Annotated in this window: 11 protein-coding genes and 1 riboswitch; of the genes, 3 read left to right on the forward strand and 8 right to left on the reverse strand. The window is 59.3% G+C overall.

Going from position 1 to position 18127, the window contains the following annotated elements; genetic code table 11:
* Positions 1 to 51: 51 nt before the first annotated feature.
* The 7 genes from atzF to LOY43_RS06875 form a co-directional block, all read right to left on the reverse strand.
* Positions 52 to 1824: an allophanate hydrolase gene (gene atzF, locus LOY43_RS06845; protein WP_258709385.1), complete on the reverse strand. Its 1773-nt coding sequence runs from the start codon at positions 1822 to 1824 to the stop codon at positions 52 to 54.
* Positions 1825 to 1848: 24 nt separating this feature from the next.
* A complete protein-coding gene (uca, locus tag LOY43_RS06850; protein WP_258709386.1) occupies positions 1849 to 5481 on the reverse strand; it encodes an urea carboxylase in 3633 nt (1210 codons plus the stop codon).
* 278 nt (positions 5482 to 5759) lie between these two features.
* On the reverse strand, positions 5760 to 6401 hold the full coding sequence (locus tag LOY43_RS06855; RefSeq protein ID WP_095049201.1) for an urea amidolyase associated protein UAAP2: 642 nt from the start codon (positions 6399 to 6401) through the stop codon (positions 5760 to 5762).
* A gap of 11 nt (positions 6402 to 6412) precedes the next feature.
* Positions 6413 to 7138, reverse strand: a complete 726-nt coding sequence (locus LOY43_RS06860; RefSeq protein WP_095049202.1) for an urea amidolyase associated protein UAAP1 — start codon at positions 7136 to 7138, stop codon at positions 6413 to 6415.
* Positions 7139 to 7163: 25 nt separating this feature from the next.
* On the reverse strand, positions 7164 to 7952 hold the full coding sequence (locus tag LOY43_RS06865) for an ABC transporter ATP-binding protein (protein WP_258709387.1): 789 nt from the start codon (positions 7950 to 7952) through the stop codon (positions 7164 to 7166).
* The gene (locus LOY43_RS06870; RefSeq protein ID WP_258709388.1) at positions 7949 to 8764 is read right to left on the reverse strand and encodes an ABC transporter permease; all 816 of its coding nucleotides are present in this window, start codon (positions 8762 to 8764) and stop codon (positions 7949 to 7951) included. Before LOY43_RS06870 ends, LOY43_RS06865 begins: the two co-directional genes overlap by 4 nt.
* 18 nt (positions 8765 to 8782) lie before the next feature.
* Complete coding sequence (locus LOY43_RS06875; protein ID WP_258709389.1) at positions 8783 to 9850, reverse strand: putative urea ABC transporter substrate-binding protein; 1068 nt, start codon at positions 9848 to 9850, stop codon at positions 8783 to 8785.
* A 63-nt stretch (positions 9851 to 9913) separates the two neighbouring features.
* Positions 9914 to 10014, reverse strand: a riboswitch (guanidine-I (ykkC/yxkD leader).
* 283 nt (positions 10015 to 10297) lie between these two features.
* On the opposite strand from LOY43_RS06875, the gene LOY43_RS06880 reads away from it, so the two are divergent.
* Together LOY43_RS06880 and LOY43_RS06885 are read left to right on the forward strand one after the other, a co-directional pair.
* Complete coding sequence (locus LOY43_RS06880) at positions 10298 to 10561, forward strand: hypothetical protein (protein WP_095049206.1); 264 nt, start codon at positions 10298 to 10300, stop codon at positions 10559 to 10561.
* 181 nt (positions 10562 to 10742) lie between these two features.
* Positions 10743 to 11150 (forward strand): hypothetical protein, encoded by a 408-nt coding sequence (locus LOY43_RS06885; protein ID WP_095125587.1) that lies wholly within the window; start codon positions 10743 to 10745, stop codon positions 11148 to 11150.
* Positions 11151 to 11281: 131 nt separating this feature from the next.
* On the opposite strand, the gene LOY43_RS06890 is transcribed toward LOY43_RS06885, so the two are convergent.
* Positions 11282 to 16579, reverse strand: a complete 5298-nt coding sequence (locus LOY43_RS06890; protein ID WP_258709390.1) for an SET domain-containing protein-lysine N-methyltransferase — start codon at positions 16577 to 16579, stop codon at positions 11282 to 11284.
* Between the two features lie 303 nt (positions 16580 to 16882).
* Here LOY43_RS06890 and LOY43_RS06895 point away from each other — a divergent pair, with 303 nt between their 5' ends.
* Positions 16883 to 18127, forward strand: coding sequence for a glycosyltransferase family 4 protein (locus LOY43_RS06895; RefSeq protein ID WP_258709391.1), 1245 nt, complete (start codon positions 16883 to 16885; stop codon positions 18125 to 18127).

Below are 18127 nucleotides of genomic sequence, written 5' to 3' on the forward strand. Positions count from 1 at the left end.
TCAGTCCCCTCTCCCTCCGGGAGAGGGCTAGGGTGAGGGTTGGTTTCTGGATCAGTTCCGAGTCTCAAGATACGCCCGCCAGCCCCCCAAATGGCTGATGTCCAGCGCACCCTCCAGTCCATACGGCTCACAAATAAACCCGCTCTCCCAACGTCCATCCGCCAGTTGCACCTTGCCCAGTCCCAGCGGTGCCGGAATCCCGGTGAGGAACGAGCCCAATTCACTGCTCGGCAACTCCCACACTTCCACCGCAATCGTCACGCCGCCATCCTTTACCCGCACCATCCCCGGCCGCAATGGCGGGCCGCCGGCCAACGCATACAGTTGATAATCAGGTGAGCTCAACGTCGTCTCCAGCAAGCGCCCACCCCGCTGGGTCAGTTGCCAGTTCAACGCCAACCCTTGCAGATGCGCGCCACACACCACAATGCGTGCGCGATCATGGCGAGCTGCGTTCGCCGGTGTCGGCAGGTCGGAATCCAGCTGACGCTGCAGCGCATCGGCCACGCTCAACAGGTATTGATCGGTGAACGCCCGGCCAAACAGCGTCACGCCCCACGGCAAACCGTTGGCCATGAACGCGCTCGGCACGGCGACGGCGGCGTAGTCGAGCAGGTTCATGAAGTTGGTGTAGTAACCCAGTTCGGAGTTGCGCAGCACCGGTTCGGCGTGCAGTTCGGCCAGCGTCACCGCACGACCGATGGTCGGGCTCAGCACGCAGTCGAGGCCTTCGAGGGCCTGATCGCACAGGGCTTTCAGGGCTTGCAGCCGATACTGCGCACGGAAGGTCTGCACGCCGGTCACCGCCGGGGCTTTCGCCAGCACGGCTCGAATCACCGGTAACACCGCTTCGGGATTCTGCTCCATCAACTCACCCGCCACGCTATAGCGCTCGGCAACCCAGGGCCCTTCGTAAAGCAGGCGCGCGGCTTCAAGGAAGGGCGACAGGTCCAGTTCGACCGCTTCGCCACCCAAAGCCTTGAGCCGGTCGATGGCATCGCCGAACAACAGCGGCCCTTCGACGCAACCGAAAAACTCAAGATCCTGCGCACGCGGCACACCGAAACGAAATGCGCGTGGTGCTCCAAACGCCGAGCCGTCATTCCACGATGGATTGCGACGGCTGTACTCATCACTCGGATCTAGTTTGGCGGTCAGCGCCAGCAACTGACTGGCCTCACGCGCTGTGGCGGTGAACGTGGTCACGCAATCCAGCGTGCGACAAGCCGGCAGCACGCCGGCCGTGGAGATCAGCCCTTTGCTCGCCTTCAACCCGACCAGATTGTTCAGCGCCGCGGGCACCCGACCGGAGCCTGCGGTATCGGTGCCCAAGGCAAAACTCGCCACGCCCAATGCCACCGCCAGCGACGAACCGGCGCTGGAACCGCCGGACGGATATTCCGTCAGCACACTGTTCGGGCATGCGCCATAAGGCGAGCGGCTGCCGTTGAGGCCCGTGGCAAATTGATCGAGATTGGTCTTGCCCAGCGGAATCGCTCCCAAGGCGATCAACTGCTCGACGATGGTCGCCGAGCGTTCCGGCACATAAGCGAAGTCCGGACACGCGGCGGTGGTCGCAATCCCCGCCAGATCAATGTTGTCCTTGATTGCAAACGGCACGCCGTACAGCGGCAGGTTGTCGAGGTCACGACCGTCGAGGGCGGCGAGATACGGCTCCAGTTCGGCGGCGCTGAGCAGATGAATGAACAAGTGATAATCCGGGTTCAGCGCGGCGGCTTTCTCGCGCAATTTCAGCAGCAGTTGGCGCGGTGTGGTGTCGCCATTGCGATAGGACTGGCGCAGAACATCGAGTTGCAGATTCATCAGTTGATCCTTATCCAATTGGCTTCAGTCGAGTGCCAGCACCACGACGCGTTGTCCGGCGCGTACCGCCGAACCGGGTTGCACGCGAATCTCGCGCACCACCCCGGCCAGCGGCGCGAGTACCGGGATCTCCATCTTCATCGACTCGAGAATCACCAGCACATCGCCCGCCGCGACACGGCTGCCGGCCTCGACCTGCACCTGCCAGAGATTGCCGGCAATGTGGCTGTCAACGCTGTGTTCTCCGTCGGCTAGCGGCGCGTCTTCGCTGGACTCCGGCACGGCTTCTTCGCTGTCGAAATGCGCCTGACCGCTGGCGATCCAGCGTTCGCGTTCGGCGTTGAAGGCGCCCTGTTGCTGGGCACGAAAGGCGTTGATGCCTTCGGCTTCGCGATTGAGAAAAGCCTGATAATCGGCAAGGTTGAGCTGGCTGTGTTCGATGTTGAGATCGAAACGCCCCAGCGGAAAATCGCGGCGGATGCGCAGCAGTTCTTCGGCGCTGACCGGGTAGAAACGAATCTGATCGAAGAAGCGCAGCAGCCATGGTTTGCCATCGAACGCGGCGACTTCGCGGTAGCGATTCCACATCTGCAAGGTGCGCCCGACAAACTGATAACCGCCGGGGCCTTCCATTCCGTACACGCACATGTAGGCGCCGCCGATGCCCACCGAATTTTCGGCGGTCCAGGTGCGCGCCGGGTTGTATTTGGTCGTGACCAGGCGATGGCGCGGATCCAGCGGCGTGGCGACTGGCGCTCCGAGGTAAACGTCGCCAAGGCCCATCACCAGATAGCTCGCATCGAACACCGTGCGCTGTACTTCGTCGAGATTCGGCAGGTCGTTGATGCGGCGGATGAACTCCAGATTGCTCGGGCACCACGGCGCGTCCTTACGCACGGTGGTCATGTATTTCTCGATGGCCAACTGGCAAGCCGGGTCGTCCCACGACAGCGGTAAATGCACAATACGTGACGGCACTTGCAGGTCGTTGGCGGCGCACACCGCGTCCCATTCACCGGCGACGATGCCGAGCAGATCGGCCAGCGGCAGTTGCTCGGGCTGGTAGTGGATTTGCAGCGAGCGAATGCCGGGGGTGAGATCGATCACGCCGTGCAGGGTTTTGCTTTCCAGTGCTTGCATCAGGGCGTGGGCACGGAAACGCAGGACGAGATTGAGTTCAGGCTCGCCGATTTCCAACAACAAATGCGTATCCCCGGAAACCCGCGCAACAAGCCGCACATCCCCCTGACCCAACTCCAATACCACAGGTGACACAAGATCCTGTGGGAGCTGGCTTGCCAGCGATGAAGTTAATGCGGTGTCTGGCCGGGCCCCATCGCTGGCAAGCCAGCTCCCACAGTTATCCCATTGACAGGCGAGATCGCGAGCGGTTTTTAGATTGACAGGAATGAACTGGATTCTATCGCCCGCCTTGAGCTGCCCCAGTTGCCACAGATCCGCCTCGATCACCGTCACCGGGCAGACAAACCCGCCAAGGCTTGGGCCATCCGGGCCGAGGATCACCGGCATATCCCCGGTGAAATCCACCGCGCCAATGGCATACGGATTGTCGTGAATGTTCGACGGATGCAATCCGGCCTCGCCACCGTCGGCCCGCACCCATTCCGGTTTCGGCCCGATCAGACGAACACCGGTGCGGCTGGAGTTGAAATGCACTTCCCATTGGGTTTCAAAGAACGTGCCGATATAGTTTTCCGTGAAGTATTCCGGTGCGCCGTGCGGGCCGTAAATCACCCGAATCTGCCGCACCGCCGGCAACGCGGTGATGTGCTGCTCGGCCAGTTGCTCACCAGCACTGCGATCCTTCAGCGCAGCGATATGCAACACGTCCCCGGCACGCAACGCCCGACCACCATGCCCACCAAACTGGCCAAGGGTGAAGGTGCTTTTACTGCCCAGATAATCCGGCACCTGCAAGCCACCGCGCAGGCACAGATAACTGCGTGCCCCGGCGCCACTGATGCTGCCCAGATGCAACGTTGCGCCCGCCGGGATCAGCAGGGCGGTGTTCATCGGTACGCTTTCGCCCTCGAGCGTCACGCCGATCGGCGCGCCGGTCACTGCGATAACCGCTTCACAATTGAAGCGCAACAGCGGCCCGCTCATGGTGATTTCCAGCGCCGCTGCCCCGTCAGCATTGCCGAGCAAGCGGTTGCCCAGACGCAATGCACGGCTGTCCATCGGCCCCGATGGCGGCACACCGACCGCCCAGTAACCGAGGCGACCGGGATAGTCCTGCACGCTGGTTTGCGTGCCGGCGCTGAGCACTTCGAAGGTGTTGGCGCGATAGACCAGATTCTCCAGACAACGGGTCCACGGCTCGCCGCTGGCGAATGGAGTGTCGCGGAGAATCTGCCGCAGATAATCACGGTTGGTTTCCACGCCGTACAACAAACTATCGCCCAATGCTTGATGCAACTCGGCACGCGCCTGTTCGCGGCTCGGCGCCCAGGTGATGACTTTGGCGATCATTGGATCGAAGTACGGCGGAATCTCGCAGCCAGCCTCGACCCAGGTATCGATGCGCAGTTGAATGCCGTTGGCCGGCGGAAACTCCACCGCCGTCAGCAAGCCCGGGCTTGGCTGGAAATCGCGGCCCGGATCCTCCGCATACAGCCGCGCCTGAATCGCATGGCCGTCAGGTTTCAACTGGCGATACAACTCGCTCAGCGGCGGCAGCTCACCCGCCGCCAGCTCAACCATCCAGCGCACCAGATCGACGCCCCAGACTTGTTCAGTGACGCCGTGTTCCACCTGCAACCGTGTGTTCACTTCGAGAAAGTAGAAGCGCTGCGCCTCGCTGTCGAAGACGAATTCCACCGTGCCGGCGCTGCGATAGTTCACCGCTTTCGCCAGCTTGATCGCCGCTGCGCACAACTCTTCGGCCATGCCGTGCGGCAGGTTCGGCGCCGGGGTTTCTTCGAGGACTTTCTGATTGCGCCGCTGCACCGAGCAGTCGCGCACGCCGAGGGCGATGACCTCACCGCGACCGTCACCGAACACCTGAACTTCCAGATGGCGGGCGCGCTGAATGTACTTCTCGATGAACACGCCAGCGTCGCTAAAGTTGTTCTGGCCGAGACGTTTTACCGCTTCGAAGGATTCGCTCAATTCGCTGGCGCTGCGGCACACGCGCATGCCGATGCCGCCACCGCCGGCGGTGCTTTTCAGCATCACCGGGTAGCCGACCTGTTCGCCGGCAATCAGCGCGGCGTCGAGGCTGTCGAGCAGTTCGGTGCCTTCGAGCATGGGCACGCCGTGCTGTTTGGCCAGCGCACGGGCGGTGTGCTTGAGGCCGAATACGCGCAGTTGTTCCGGCGTCGGGCCGATGAAAGCGATGTTGTGCGCTGCGCAGGCTTCGGCGAACGCGGCGTTTTCCGAGAGAAACCCGTAACCGGGATGGATCGCCGTGGCGCCGCTTTGTCGGGCGATGGCGAGGATTTTATCCACTGCCAGATAGGTACCGGCAGCGGCGCCTTCACCGAGGCTGTGCGCTTCATCGGCGTGCAGAATGTGCAGGCTGGCGGCGTCGGCTTCGGAATACACGGCCACGCCTTTGACCTGCAGTGAAGCAAGGGTGCGCAGGATGCGGCAGGCGATGGCGCCACGGTTGGCGATGAGGATTTTTTCGAACATGGCATAACCCCTGAAGGGGAAGCGGGCCGTCCCGCCGTTTTTCGACAGACATCCGGGTCGTCCCGGATGAAAAAAACACTTCAGATCACCACCGAGCCCCTGTAGGAGTGAGCCCGCTCGCGATAGCGTCGGATCAGTCAAAACTCATGTACCTGACACACCGCGATCGCGAGCAGGCTCACTCCTACAATGGGATTTGTGGTGGTTTCACTTTTTAAGGCACTGGCCGGAACGGGCCTGGCACAGGGCGAATAGCCAACGGCGCAAACGGCTGATTTTCAGTTCCATACCAGCAGCTCCGCAGGTGTCGGGTTATAGGCGTTGCACGGGTTGTTCAATTGCGGGCAGTTGGAAATCAGCACGATCACATCCATCTCCGCGCGCAAATCGACGTACTTGCCCGGCGCCGAAATCCCGTCCTCGAAGGTCAGCCCGCCATCCGCCGTCACCGGCACATTCATGAAGAAATTGATGTTCGGCCCGATGTCGCTTTTGCCCAGTCGCCCATCATGGACACAAGCGCGCAGGTAGTTGTCGCGGCAGCTGTGCATGTAGCGTTTTTCCAGGGCGTAGCGCACGGTGTTGCTCTCTTGTGCACAGGCACCGCCGAGGGTGTCGTGGCGTCCGCAAGTGTCGGCGACGATGGTCAGCATCGCGTGGCCGAGGTTGGAATACAGCACGCTGCCGGTGCTCAGGTAGACGCTGTTCTGCCGACGCAAGGTGCGCTGCACGTCGTAGCGTTCCTTGGGATTGGCGAGGCTGTAGAACAACGTATCGATGGCCTGATTACCTTCTAGATCGAGGATGCGCAGGGTCTGGCCGGCCTTGACCTCCATCAGCCAGGGTTCACCGGCCGGGATCGTGGCGCGGTACACCGCTGTGTCGGGTTGGTTTTGCGAAGTGGCGATAGCAACTGACATGGCAGCGATCCTCAGGCGAACAAACGGTCGGTGTTGATAAAGCCGCGCTCATTTTCCGGGCGCGAGGTGCGGCAGTGTTCGGCGACGCTGGCGTCGGCGTTCATCCAGCTCAGCTTTAGCGGTTTCGGTGCGTATTCCGGCGCCGGATCCATCGGGTGCTGCAGCGCAGTGAGCACCACCAGCGTGTCCATCGGTGCGTACAGTTCGATGTAATCGCCAGCCTTGGAATTGCCTTCGACGAAGTGGAAACGCCCGGCCTCGTCGACGTTGACGCGACTGAACAGATTGAGCGTCATCAACAGGTCGGAGAGGCCCAGGCCCCACTTGCCGAGTTCCACCAGCAGGTTGTCGGTACCGTTGCGGAAGAAGCCGTTGCGCAGTTCCTGATAGCGGCCCTGACCGTACTTCTGCGCGACTTCTTCGGCGCAGAGCACGCCGCCGAGGCTGTCGCTCCAGCCGCAGGTGTCGGCGGTGATTGCAGCCAGCACGCGGCCCATGTCCGAGTACAGGCAATGGCCACTGGTGAGCTTGGCGGTGTGTTGGCATTTGAGGCTGTCGGGCAGGTTCAGCCGCTCGGTTTTTTCATTGGCGTTGAGCAAGGTCAGGCTGACGTTGGCGCCGCCGCGCAGATCGGTCAGGCGCAGCAATTGGCCGCGCTTCAACACGAAGGAACGGTGGCCGCCGCCGGGGAGCATTTCTTCGGCAAACGGTGGAAACAGTTGAGTCGAATCGGTCATCGGCTTATTCATTGAAGAAGTCCTCTCAAGCGGTGCGAAGGGCGCCTGCCAGTGGCAACGGCAGGGCGTCGACGGCGGCGCGTTGGGCGCGGCGGTCGCTGTTCAAAGGGATGTCGTAGGTGATGCGCGCGCCATAGGCGCCGGGGGCGTGCGGGTCGAGGCGAACCTTGTCGAACACCAGCAGACGCGTGCCGAGGCTGAAGCCTTCGGACAGGTCATGGGTGACCATGAACACCGTCAGTTTGGTTTCGCGCCACAGTTCCAGCAGCAAGGCGTGCATGTCTTTGCGGATGCCCGGATCGAGCGCGCCGAACGGTTCGTCGAGCAGCAACACGCGCGGTTTCATGATCAGTGCCTGGGCAATCGCCAGCCGTTGCTGCATGCCGCCGGACAGCTGCGCCGGGTACTTGTCCAGTGCATGGCCGAGGCCAACTTTATTCAGCAATGCTGCCGCTTGTTCGCGAGCTTCACGTTTGGCGGTGCCGAACAGCCGACCGAGCAATGGCGCACGCGGCAGTTCGAGGCCGAGGGCGACGTTGTCGAGCACGCTCAAATGCGGGAACACCGAGTAGCGCTGGAACACCACGCCACGGCTGGCATCCGGTTCGCTGGCCAGCGGCTGACCGTCGAGCAGGATCTCGCCGCGACTCGCCGTTTCCTGGCCGAGCAGCAGACGCAGGAAGGTCGATTTGCCGCAACCGGACGCGCCGACCAAGGTGCAGAACTCGCCCTCGTTGACGCTTAGGTTCAGGCCTTCCAGCACCACCTGATCGGCGTATTGCTGCCAGACGTTTTTCACGGTGATGAAGCTCATTTGGCCGCCCCCTCATACCAAGGGAATGCGCGACGGGTCAGGTATTTCAGGCCCCAATCCATCAGCCAGGCGAGGAGGGTGATCCACACCACATACGGCAGAATCACGTCCATCGCCAGATAACGCCGGACCAGAAAAATCCGGTAGCCGAGGCCGTCGGTGGAGGCGATCGCTTCGGCGGCAATCAGGAACAGCCATGCCGAACCGAGCATCAGCCGCAACGAGATCAACAAACGCGGCAACAGTTGCGGCAGCACTACGCGCAGCATCAACGTCCAGGTCGAGGCACCGAGGGTCTGCGCTTTGATCAGCAGTTCGACGGGGATTTCCCGCGCACGCTGTTCAAGGTCGCGAGCGAGCGCCGGGGTGATGCCGATCACGATCAGCATGACCTTCGACCACTCGCCCAGACCGAACACGATGAACAGAATCGGCAGGATCGCCAGCGGCGGCACCATCGATAGCACTGTCAGCAGCGGCGACAACGGTGCGCCGAACAACGGCAGCGTGCCGGCGGCGATGCCCAGGCACAGCCCGGCCAATGCAGCGATGCCGAGGCCGATGGCCAGGCGCCGCAGACTCGACGCGGTGTCCTGCCACAACAGGTAGTCACCGGTGCGGCTGTCGGCATTGAAGGCCAGGCGTTTTACCGCGTCGCTCATCTGCACGGCGCTGGGCAGCAGTTTGTCGTTGGGGTTTTCCGCCAGGCGCTCGGCCGAGCCCATGAAATAGGCGAACAGCAGCAAAGCGAACGGCAGGATCACCAACAACAGGCGACTGGGGCGATCCGGGTGGCGATTGATCAGGCGCATGGCCAAATCCTCCGTGGCTTACAGCTTGGCGTCGGCGGCCATCTGCACGTAGGTCGGATCGAAACGCAGCTTGAGGTTGCCGGTATCGCCACTGGTCACGCCGTTGGCGAAGGCCATGCCGACCGCGCTGGTGTCTTTCGCGCCTTCACCGAGCAAGCCGTGCAGGAAGGAGAATTCGGCGACCTTGCGCATGGTTTCCGGCAGTTGCTTGCTGGTGGCGAAACTCAGCGCTTCGCTTGGCGTGGCGAACAGTCTGGTGGTGTCGAGTTGCGCCTGGAATCCGGCCAGATCCGTGCCCGAGGCCTTGGCCATGTGCTCCAGCGCAGCTTTGCTCGCGGCGTTCTTGGCGTTCATCAGCTCGACCACTTCGAACCACGCGCCAGTCAGCGCTTTGCCCAGCGCCGGGTTGTCTTTGAGGGTGGCGCTGTTGACCACCATCATGTCCATGATCTCGCCGGGAATCTGGCTGGAGTTGAATACTTCGGTCACGCCCGGCTTGGCCTTGATGTCCGATAGCATCGGGTTCCAGGTGGTCACGGCGTTGACCTGATCGGTGTTGAATGCAGCGGAAATGTCGGCGTCGGAGGTGTTGACCACTTTCAGGTCTTTTTCGGTCAGGTCGATCGAGTCCAGCGCGCGGGCCAGCAGGTAGTGCGAGACCGACAGTTCGACCAGATTGACGTCCATGCCCTTGAGGTCGGCGACTGTCTTGCCCTCGCCCTTGAGGACGATGCCGTCGTTGCCGTTGGAGAAATCGCTGACGATCAGCGCGGTGCTGTCGACGCCGCCGGCGGCCGGAATGGTCAGTGCATCCATGTTGGTCATGGTGCAGCCGTCGAACTGGCCGGCGGTGTACTGGTTGATCGATTCGACGTAGTCGTTGAGCTGCACGACGTCGATCTTGATCCCGTACTTCTTCGCCCATTTGTCGACGATGCCTTGGCTGCCGGCGTATTCCCAGGGCATCCAGCCAGCGTAAATCGTCCAGCACACGCTGAAGTGGTCTTTCTGGGCGGCGGGGGATTGCGTGCTGATGAGCGCGGCGAACGCAGCGGCGAGCAGGGCGGGAAAACTTAGTCGAGTCATGGTGGATTCTCCAGTTGATCAAGGGCGGACAGGAAGGCAACGCGGCACCGCGAACGGTGGCTTGTCTCCCGGGCTTTTGTCCCGCCGTGTAACCTCAACTGGAGGTCGCCAACTCTCGGACCAGCCACTCGCGATTGCGAGCCGGAACCCTAGTCAGCCATTGCAAATTGTGGTGCCGCGAACCTGTGATGACTCCTGCACGGGTTTGCTAAAGCGAGACGCGTGCCAAGTCGCGTCAGGCGCTCTGGCACGGGCGCGCGGGTTGCCTAGGGTTGGTGGCGAGGCTGCTGAGGCGCTTTGAGTTGGTGCGCGACTGCACCGTCATGCAGCGTGTTTGCCGCTGATCCGATGATTTTGCGCTGTTGGCACTCGGTCTGGTTTTGCCAGTCAAAACAGATGTCAGCCGGTCTGTGCCGACTGCTGTCGCGGGTCTTTCAGGAGGCCGCCATGCTTATTCAAAAAACATTGCGAAGGGTGCTGCTGGGAGCGGTGCTCGGTTTGGGTCTGTCCGGTTGTTACTACTACGCCGGACCCTACGGCGGTTACCCAGCCACTTATTACTATCCCGGCTATTACTCACCTTATCCGTACGGCAATTATTACGGCCCCCGCTACTACGGCGGCGCGCGTTATTACTACGGTGGCTACGGGTATCGAGGCGGTTACGGACGGAGTTATCACGGCGGCGGATATCACGGTGGGCACCATTAATCAGCGGCTGAATGACAGCGTTTTTGCGGATGAACAAGGTTTCATAGATCACTTGTTTCAACTTGTTGCAGCAACGCACCAGATGCCGAAAACGCTGTCTGATTTTTCGACAGTCACCGATTAAATGACTGTCGCCTGCCAGCGTCGCTGGTGTGGCCAACCCGCGGTCCAGGAGGCCGCCATGTATAGACGAATTCTTCTACTTGCTGCGATGATGTTTTCCGTTGCCGGTTGCGTCCCGTACTCTTACGCGGACTCGTATTACAGCTCAGAGGTCTACACATCACCTGCACCGGCCTACTACAACACGGGTGGCACGTATTACAACGGTGGCAGCAGGTATTACGCGCAGCCACGCTACTACCAGCCAGCCCCGCGGTACTACCAGCAACCGCGCTATTACCAATCGGCGCCGCGTTACTACCAACCGGCTCCACGTTATTACGAAAGCCGTCGCTGGCACGGCAACGATCGCGGGCGTTGGGATGGTCATCGTCGCGGCGGTTGGGATAACGATCACCGCGGTCGCGGTAACTACGACCGACACAGTGGACGCGGCGACCATAACGGGCGTGGCAACCGCTGGTAGATTCACGCAAATGAAAGCGGCGCAATTAGCGCCGCTTTTTTGTGCCCGGGAATATCGTCAGGATTAAGGCGCCACCGTACAGCGCACCCAAGGATCAATGGCCGTCGTCGCTTTGACGCCTCAACGGGCAGTCAGCGACCAGGGTCCTGTTTGACCGCTATATCAGGCACGGGCTGATAGAGCAGGCCGTAATCCATCAGTAATTCATCACCCTTGCTGATGTCCTCTAGCGCCACGTAGAACGTCAGGTTTTTTCCCGCGGCAATGGAAATGACGTTGTTCGACTTCCATGCCGGCTCATTGCCCAGTTGTGAGGTATTGATCAGGCTCAGGGTATTGCCCGTGTGCAGCCCACTCACCGAGCGATTGCCCGAGCGTGTGCCGAACAAGTAAGTCAGTACAGCCCGTGAACCTTGTTTGCGTATCTCCTGAAACAACGACGCATCTGATTCATGAAACTTGCCTGCGTACGGTCCTAGCACTTCAAATTTGGCAATATCGCGTCGTGCCCACACTGACGCGCCGCGATTGGGGCCGTCATCCAGTGCCGTGAACACTTCCAGAGTTTGATCAAACCGCGATTGATGCTGTCCTTCGGTACGCAACCAGTCTTTGATCGATTCCTTGATCTGGCTTGAAACGTTTTTTTTGCTTGCGTTATCGAGACCGTCAAGCAAGCCATTCCAGTGGGCGATACGGATGTCATCTATCGGCCCCTCTAATGCATGGGTCAAACTGAGCCTGGGGTTCTTTGGGTCCTGCAGGATTGGCAATGTGTTGTCGACCTGATGAGGCAATGACGAGGACGTTCCGGTTTCAACCTTGATTGCGACAGGCAGGATGTCCGAGGAGGGGCCGGGAGCCTGTTCTGAGTTTTGTGGTGTGTCGGCAGACTTCTTCGGCTGGGTCGGGTCGACAGATTCCTGTGCAGGCCGCTTTTGTCCCGAACTTGTCTCGATTTGTTGAGGCGCGGGAGACAATGTGGTGTTTCTCCCTGCCTGTTCGAGACGCCGCACAGCGGTATCTTTTAAGAGTCCATTAGCTCTGACAAGTCGTCGCCAAGAGTTGGGGCTTAATCCGTGCTGGCGTACGAATTCTTCTACTGTGACTGTGTTGCCCGACTTCTCGAAGAGCATTTTCCACTGGCTTAGATGCTCATCTCTAATCGAGTTGTAAGCAACGCCTGCCGCCCTGTTCAACATCGCTTCACCGGCAGGTGCCAGGCTTCCATTTTGCCGGACAATACTTTTAAACAGACCCGGATGAAGGTGATGAAGACCGGCAAATCCCTCCATGGTCATTGCATCACGCAACGGTTGTGTCATGGCTTGCCAATCACGAATATGCGCACCGGTCACCTGATTGACGGGTGTGCCGGCGGGGCGTTCACGCACGATCATGCCCGCGGCGCTCAACTGTCCGTCAGGCTCCACATAGTACGCAAAGGTTTTGCCGGATAGCCCTTTCTGGCGGGTAAAACCCTCGCGGGTAAGCGACAGCTGTTCTGCTCGCGGTAATGCTTCCCAAGCCAATAAGTGCTCAGCAGTGATTAACTCACTACGCCGGCCTGGCACATGAGCCGGCAGGCTCGCAATTGCATCAGTTTTTTGGGGCGCGGAGGGGAGTAGTGCGACGTCGCGCCCTGCTGGATAGAGACGCTGCGCAGTCGCATCTCGTAAAGATCCATTAGCTCTTACTTGCGCATGCCAAGAGGTTGGGCTAAATCCATGTTGACTGACGAACTCCGCTGCCGTGACCAAATTATCCGGTTGCCCGAATTGCCGGCTCCACTCGCGTAGATGATCATCGGTAATCGCGTTATAGGCGGTGCCGGTTGCTCTGTTCAATAGCGCTTTACCGGCGGGCCCCAAGCTTCCATTGCGCCGCACAAAGCTTTTGAACGTCCCCGGATGAAGGTGATGATGACCGGCAAATCCCTCCATGGTCATTGCGTCACGCGCTCGTTGCGTCATGTTTTGCCAATGATCGATATGCGTTTGGGTCACCTTGTCGAAGGGCATATTGGCGGGGCGGTTGCGCACAATGGCGCCCGTAGCACTCAGTTGGCCGTCAGGTTGCACGTAGTATTCAAAAGTTGTCTGGGACAGGTTATGTTGCCGGGCAAAGTCTGCACGACTCGTGTTCCCCTGTTCGTTACGCGACACCGCCTCCCAACTCAGTAGATGCTCGGCAGTGATCTTCTCCTCCGGTCCCCCCGGAACCCGCGCCGGTAAACGGGCTGGCGTCGCAGCGAGCGGCACGGCGGACGTCTGCCGAGCTTGATCAAGACGCTGCACAGTCTCATCTTTCAGGGTGCCATCAACTTTAACGTGAAGTCTCCAAGAGTTCGGGCTGAGCCCGTGTTCACGTATGAACTCTTGCGGTGTGACCGAGTTGTCCGGTTTCTCGAACAATCCTTTCCACGTGCGTAAATGGTCATCGGTAAGCGCGTTGTAAGAGCTGCCGGCCGCCCTGTTCAGCAGCGTTTCACCCGCGGGCCCGAGCCCGTCGGCTCGCACATAAGTTTTGAACGAGATCGGATTAAGGTGGTGGTGGCCGGCAAATCCTTCCATGGTCATTGCGTCACGCGCCGGCTGTGTCATGGTTTGCCAGTCACGGACATGTACATGAGTCACCTTGTTGAAAGGGGTGTTGGCAGGTCGGTTACGCATGAGCAAGCCGGCAGCGCTCAACTGACCCTCGGGTTCTACGTAGTACGCAAAGGTTTTGGCCGACACTCCGTTCTGTAGCGCAAAGCCCCGAATGGTCAGCCTCTTCTGTTCCGCTTGCGGCAACGCCTCCCAGGCCCGCAAGTGATCCGCCGTGATCTGCCCCCCACCAAACAATCCCAGTCGTTGCCACTGATCACCCTGGAGATGCTGGACCAGCAGACTGGTTTGCCGGTTGTCGTGATACACCCGCGCACGCACGACGCCGTCTTCCGTGCGAGTGACTTGCCTGACCTCGTACACCGCCGTGGTACCGCTGCCATCGGTATGGCGTATGTGGGAGAGGTGTCCGTCGGCGGCAACATACACCCCTTGGCTGTTGCGAGAGAGCCCGGCGATTCTGGAATCGGGCACACTGTAGCGGCTGAACAAGGTATGGCTCAGTTCGTCCCAATCATCGATGTGTGCAGCGAGCACTTCTCCGGCGACCGCCTGGGTGGCGACAGCGAATTCCTCGAGCGGGCTGCCGTAAGGTCGCATCGTGTCGGCATCAAATGAATACCATTGACCGCTCTTCAGCACGGCCGCACCTTCCACAGTCTGGCCGGTTACTTTTACGGTGCCCGTTGCCGCCGCGTCGTACTGTTTGCTGAGCGCTTTCAAGACATCGTAACTGTTGGCGGTCCCCCTGAGCCGGTTGACGGCTTTGGCGCCTCTGGACAGCAGATAAAGGCCACCGGTGCCCACGAGTCTGGCCAGATCACTCAAGCCACCCACCGGGTTGAGCACATCAATGGTGGCGACACCGATGACATGGGCGGTCTTCAATGCCTTGGCGCCGGTGGACAGAGCAGTCCTGCCGATTCTGATCAGTTTTCCTGCCGTGGCGACGCCCGCCGTGAGAAAACCGAATACATCCACAGTGAGATCAAACACCGCCTCGCCGTAGTTGCCCTTCTGAAAATTGACAATGGCGGATCTGAAGGGGATCAGGTTCAACAAAAACTCACCCAGCGGTTTGGGCCGGTAATATTCGTCCATTGGGGTTTGCCCGCGTGCGAGCTCTTTGATTGCGGGGTCATCCAGATCCAGATGTTGCACAAAGGTGTCGGCAATCGCACGGGACCGCGCGCTGCTGAAACTGCTCACCAGTGATTCGCTTAAAGCGAGCTCGCGACCCAGTTCATTTGCCGCTTCACGGGGGACAAGCTCTTTGGTCGTGAAGTATTTGTTGGCCTCCCTTGATTCCTGTTGCTTTGCCTTGTGCAGGGCCGTCCGTTCAATCGTGTCTTTATTGATGTTGATTTCGTACGCCTGGAACGTGCCGCTCAGCTCCGTCCTGATGAGCAGCCCGGGCTCGTTGGGGCAAGGGGTATGATTGAAAAATCCATCCGAGACAAATGAACCTTGTTGGAAAAAGCTGACTTTTCCAAACTCGAAATTCTTTTTGTCTTCTAGTGGGAGCAGGGAGATCATGTGCCTGATCGTTGTATTGACGGCGGCCTTTTTATCCAGAATTGAGCGGGCGAACTGCCGGTCGAAGGCTTCCTGCACACCGAACGTCGGGTTGTTATTCAATGCCTCGAGTGGGAGGCGGGTATCACTTGATGCAAGTGGACGCGGATTCGGCAAGTCCATCATTGCGTAATCCAGAAGCGAATGGATGCCACTGAAACCCGTCTGTCCACTCTCGCCACGATACGTATCCGTGTGGAGAGCCTTGACTTCGAAAAGCGTGCCCAGATCGCTAAACCGCTCTATCAGCAGGGCCAGGGCAATGTCTTTTCGTGTCGGTAATGCTTTGTCCAGAATCCTGGCGGCAGCAAGCCGCTCTTCAAGCTCTTGGTTAAATGTCGCTCTTATCGTTTCAAGTTGTCCTTCGGTGTAGGCGTCATCGTTTCTTTTCAGGATGATTTCGTTGGTGACAGCCCAATCGCGTAATACGGCTGTCTGAATGCGTTGAGTCGATGCCGGGTCAGCCCGGCGAGCACTTTCAGCCTTGCTCATGACTTGGGCAAACGTCAGGCCGGGGACTTTGCCAGGTGTTTGTGCCTCGATGGCCATTGCCGCCATGGTCAGGTTGGCCCAGGCCAGACTGCCAACTTTCACATTTCGGGGAATGTCTGCAATCAGAAACTGCGGTGCCGACCTGCCTAGCAAAAGGTATGCGCCGGTTTTCGCCAAGGCAGCGCTGGTTCTGCCTTCACGGCTTAAGTGTTCGGCGAGGTCATCGATGACTGCAGATGCATGCCGGCCGCAATGTCGATTGCTGGCCAGATCCAAGCCAGCTGTCTTGTTGCGAAGGGGGGCGGTGATCGACTCAGGATCCATCTGCAGTGCGATCCCCGCCAGCAGGTAATCCATAACGCTGCTATCGCTGTCGATGCCTTGCATTCTCTGTTGCAGCGTTTTGCCCATCAGTTGCCCTTGCGGGGAGCGGAGCAGCGCGTCGAGCATCTTTGCAGGGTCGTCTGTCACGTTCTCGGGAATAGGGTGGTCATAACGCAAGAACTCCAGCACACCGCCCTTGATCTGCATCACCAGCGGCTGGTCGCCCAAATGGTGTGCATGGCTCATGGTGATCAGACGCAAGCGGCGTTGTTCGTCCGCACTCAGGGGAATGGGCCAGGACAACGCTCCACCCAAGTTAGCCAGGGGAGTAGCCGGGGAGTCGATGTCATCAGGTCCTGGCGTGGATTGATCGTCAGGGGAGAGCCGTCGAGTCTGCGAAGGTGTGAGTACGAGGGTGTTGGCCATCATGAGACTGTCCATAGTCAAAGAGTCATCCTTGGAAGCGCGCAGGTTGGCGCTTCCAGCGTTCACGAGTGTAAAAACACTCCGTGAATAAACGCCATAAACCAAGTATGAGTCTTTGCGTACAGGTCAGATGAGCCCTGCGCCGCTTTTTATGCCCGTCGAAAAAGTCGCCCCGTTAGCCATCTCCTAGGGCATTCCCAGACGCTTCCTACAGTTTCATTTCCTTGCATTTGTTAGCGTCTGTTCGTGCCGATCGAGGTGAGCAAAACTCAGTTCAACAGCGGCGAATAAAAGGACGATGCCGCTATGAAGCTTCTTGTGATTCACCAAAACTTTCCAGGCCAGTTCCGTCATGTAGTGCTGGCGGCGATTGACAGGCGTTATGAGGTTTTGGCGATAGGTCGGGATACGGCGCCGGGTATCGCAGGGGTGAAAATATATCGATACCGCGCTGCCAGCCGAGCACCGGGCGGTATTCACCCCTACCTGACCCGTTACGAACAAGCGGTGACTGATGGACAGAAGGTTTTTGAAATTCTGAGCCGGCTGAAACATTCGGGTTATCGGCCGGACGTAATTCTCGCTCATCCCGGATGGGGGGAAACGCTCTTCGTCAAGGATGTCTATCCTGACGCGCCGCTTATTCACTATTGCGAATATTACTATCGGGCGCAGGGCGCAGATTCCGGGTTCGACCCTGAATTCCCGCGAGCAACAAGAGAGTCATCAAGGCTGCGAGTGCTCAATTCGCTGCATCTTTTGAATCTTGAGCAATGTGACATTGCCATTGCGCCCACGCGGTGGCAGCGCAGTCTGTTTCCTGCAGCTTATCAGCCGGCCATTCGGGTTATTCACGAGGGCGTCATTCAAAGTTCTTGCTTGGCGAAAGCGGGGGCCGTCAGGTTGCCCAATGGCGTCGAACTGAGAACCGGGCAGCCGATCGTTACTTATGTCGCGAGGAATCTTGAGCCTTATCGCGGGTTTCACAGTTTTATGCGAGCGATCCCGCATATTCAGGCTGAGTGTCCCGATGCACAGATAATCATAGTAGGCGGTGATGACGTCAGTTACGGGTGTAAGCCGGTTGGCTTTGCAAATTGGCGCAGCAGGATGGAGGCAGAGGTAAGTTTCGATGACTCCAGGGTGCATTTCACAGGGAAGCTTCCTTACCAGACTTACCGGGCAGTTCTGGAATGTTCGAAAGTCCATGTTTATTTGACGTATCCGTTTGTTTTGTCGTGGTCGTTACTGGAGGCGATGGCGTCTGAGTGTGTGGTAGTAGCGTCGGATACGGCTCCGGTAAGGGAGGTGATCGTTGATGGTCACAATGGGTTGCTGGTGGACGTCTTCGATCATCACGCTATTGCCAAACGTATTGCCAGGGTTCTTGAATCCGCTGGTGAGTACGACCGCCTTCGCAGCGCTGCGAAGTTGACGGCGAGCAGATTTAATGTGGAGTACGGCACGAAACAATACTTTGAGGTGTTTGAGAACGCGACATCCGGGTATCTCAAGAAACAGCCTGCTCCTCAGTTTGGCAGGGAGGTTTGA

The organism is Pseudomonas sp. B21-041 (assembly GCF_024748675.1).
GTDB lineage: Bacteria > Pseudomonadota > Gammaproteobacteria > Pseudomonadales > Pseudomonadaceae > Aquipseudomonas > Aquipseudomonas neuropathica.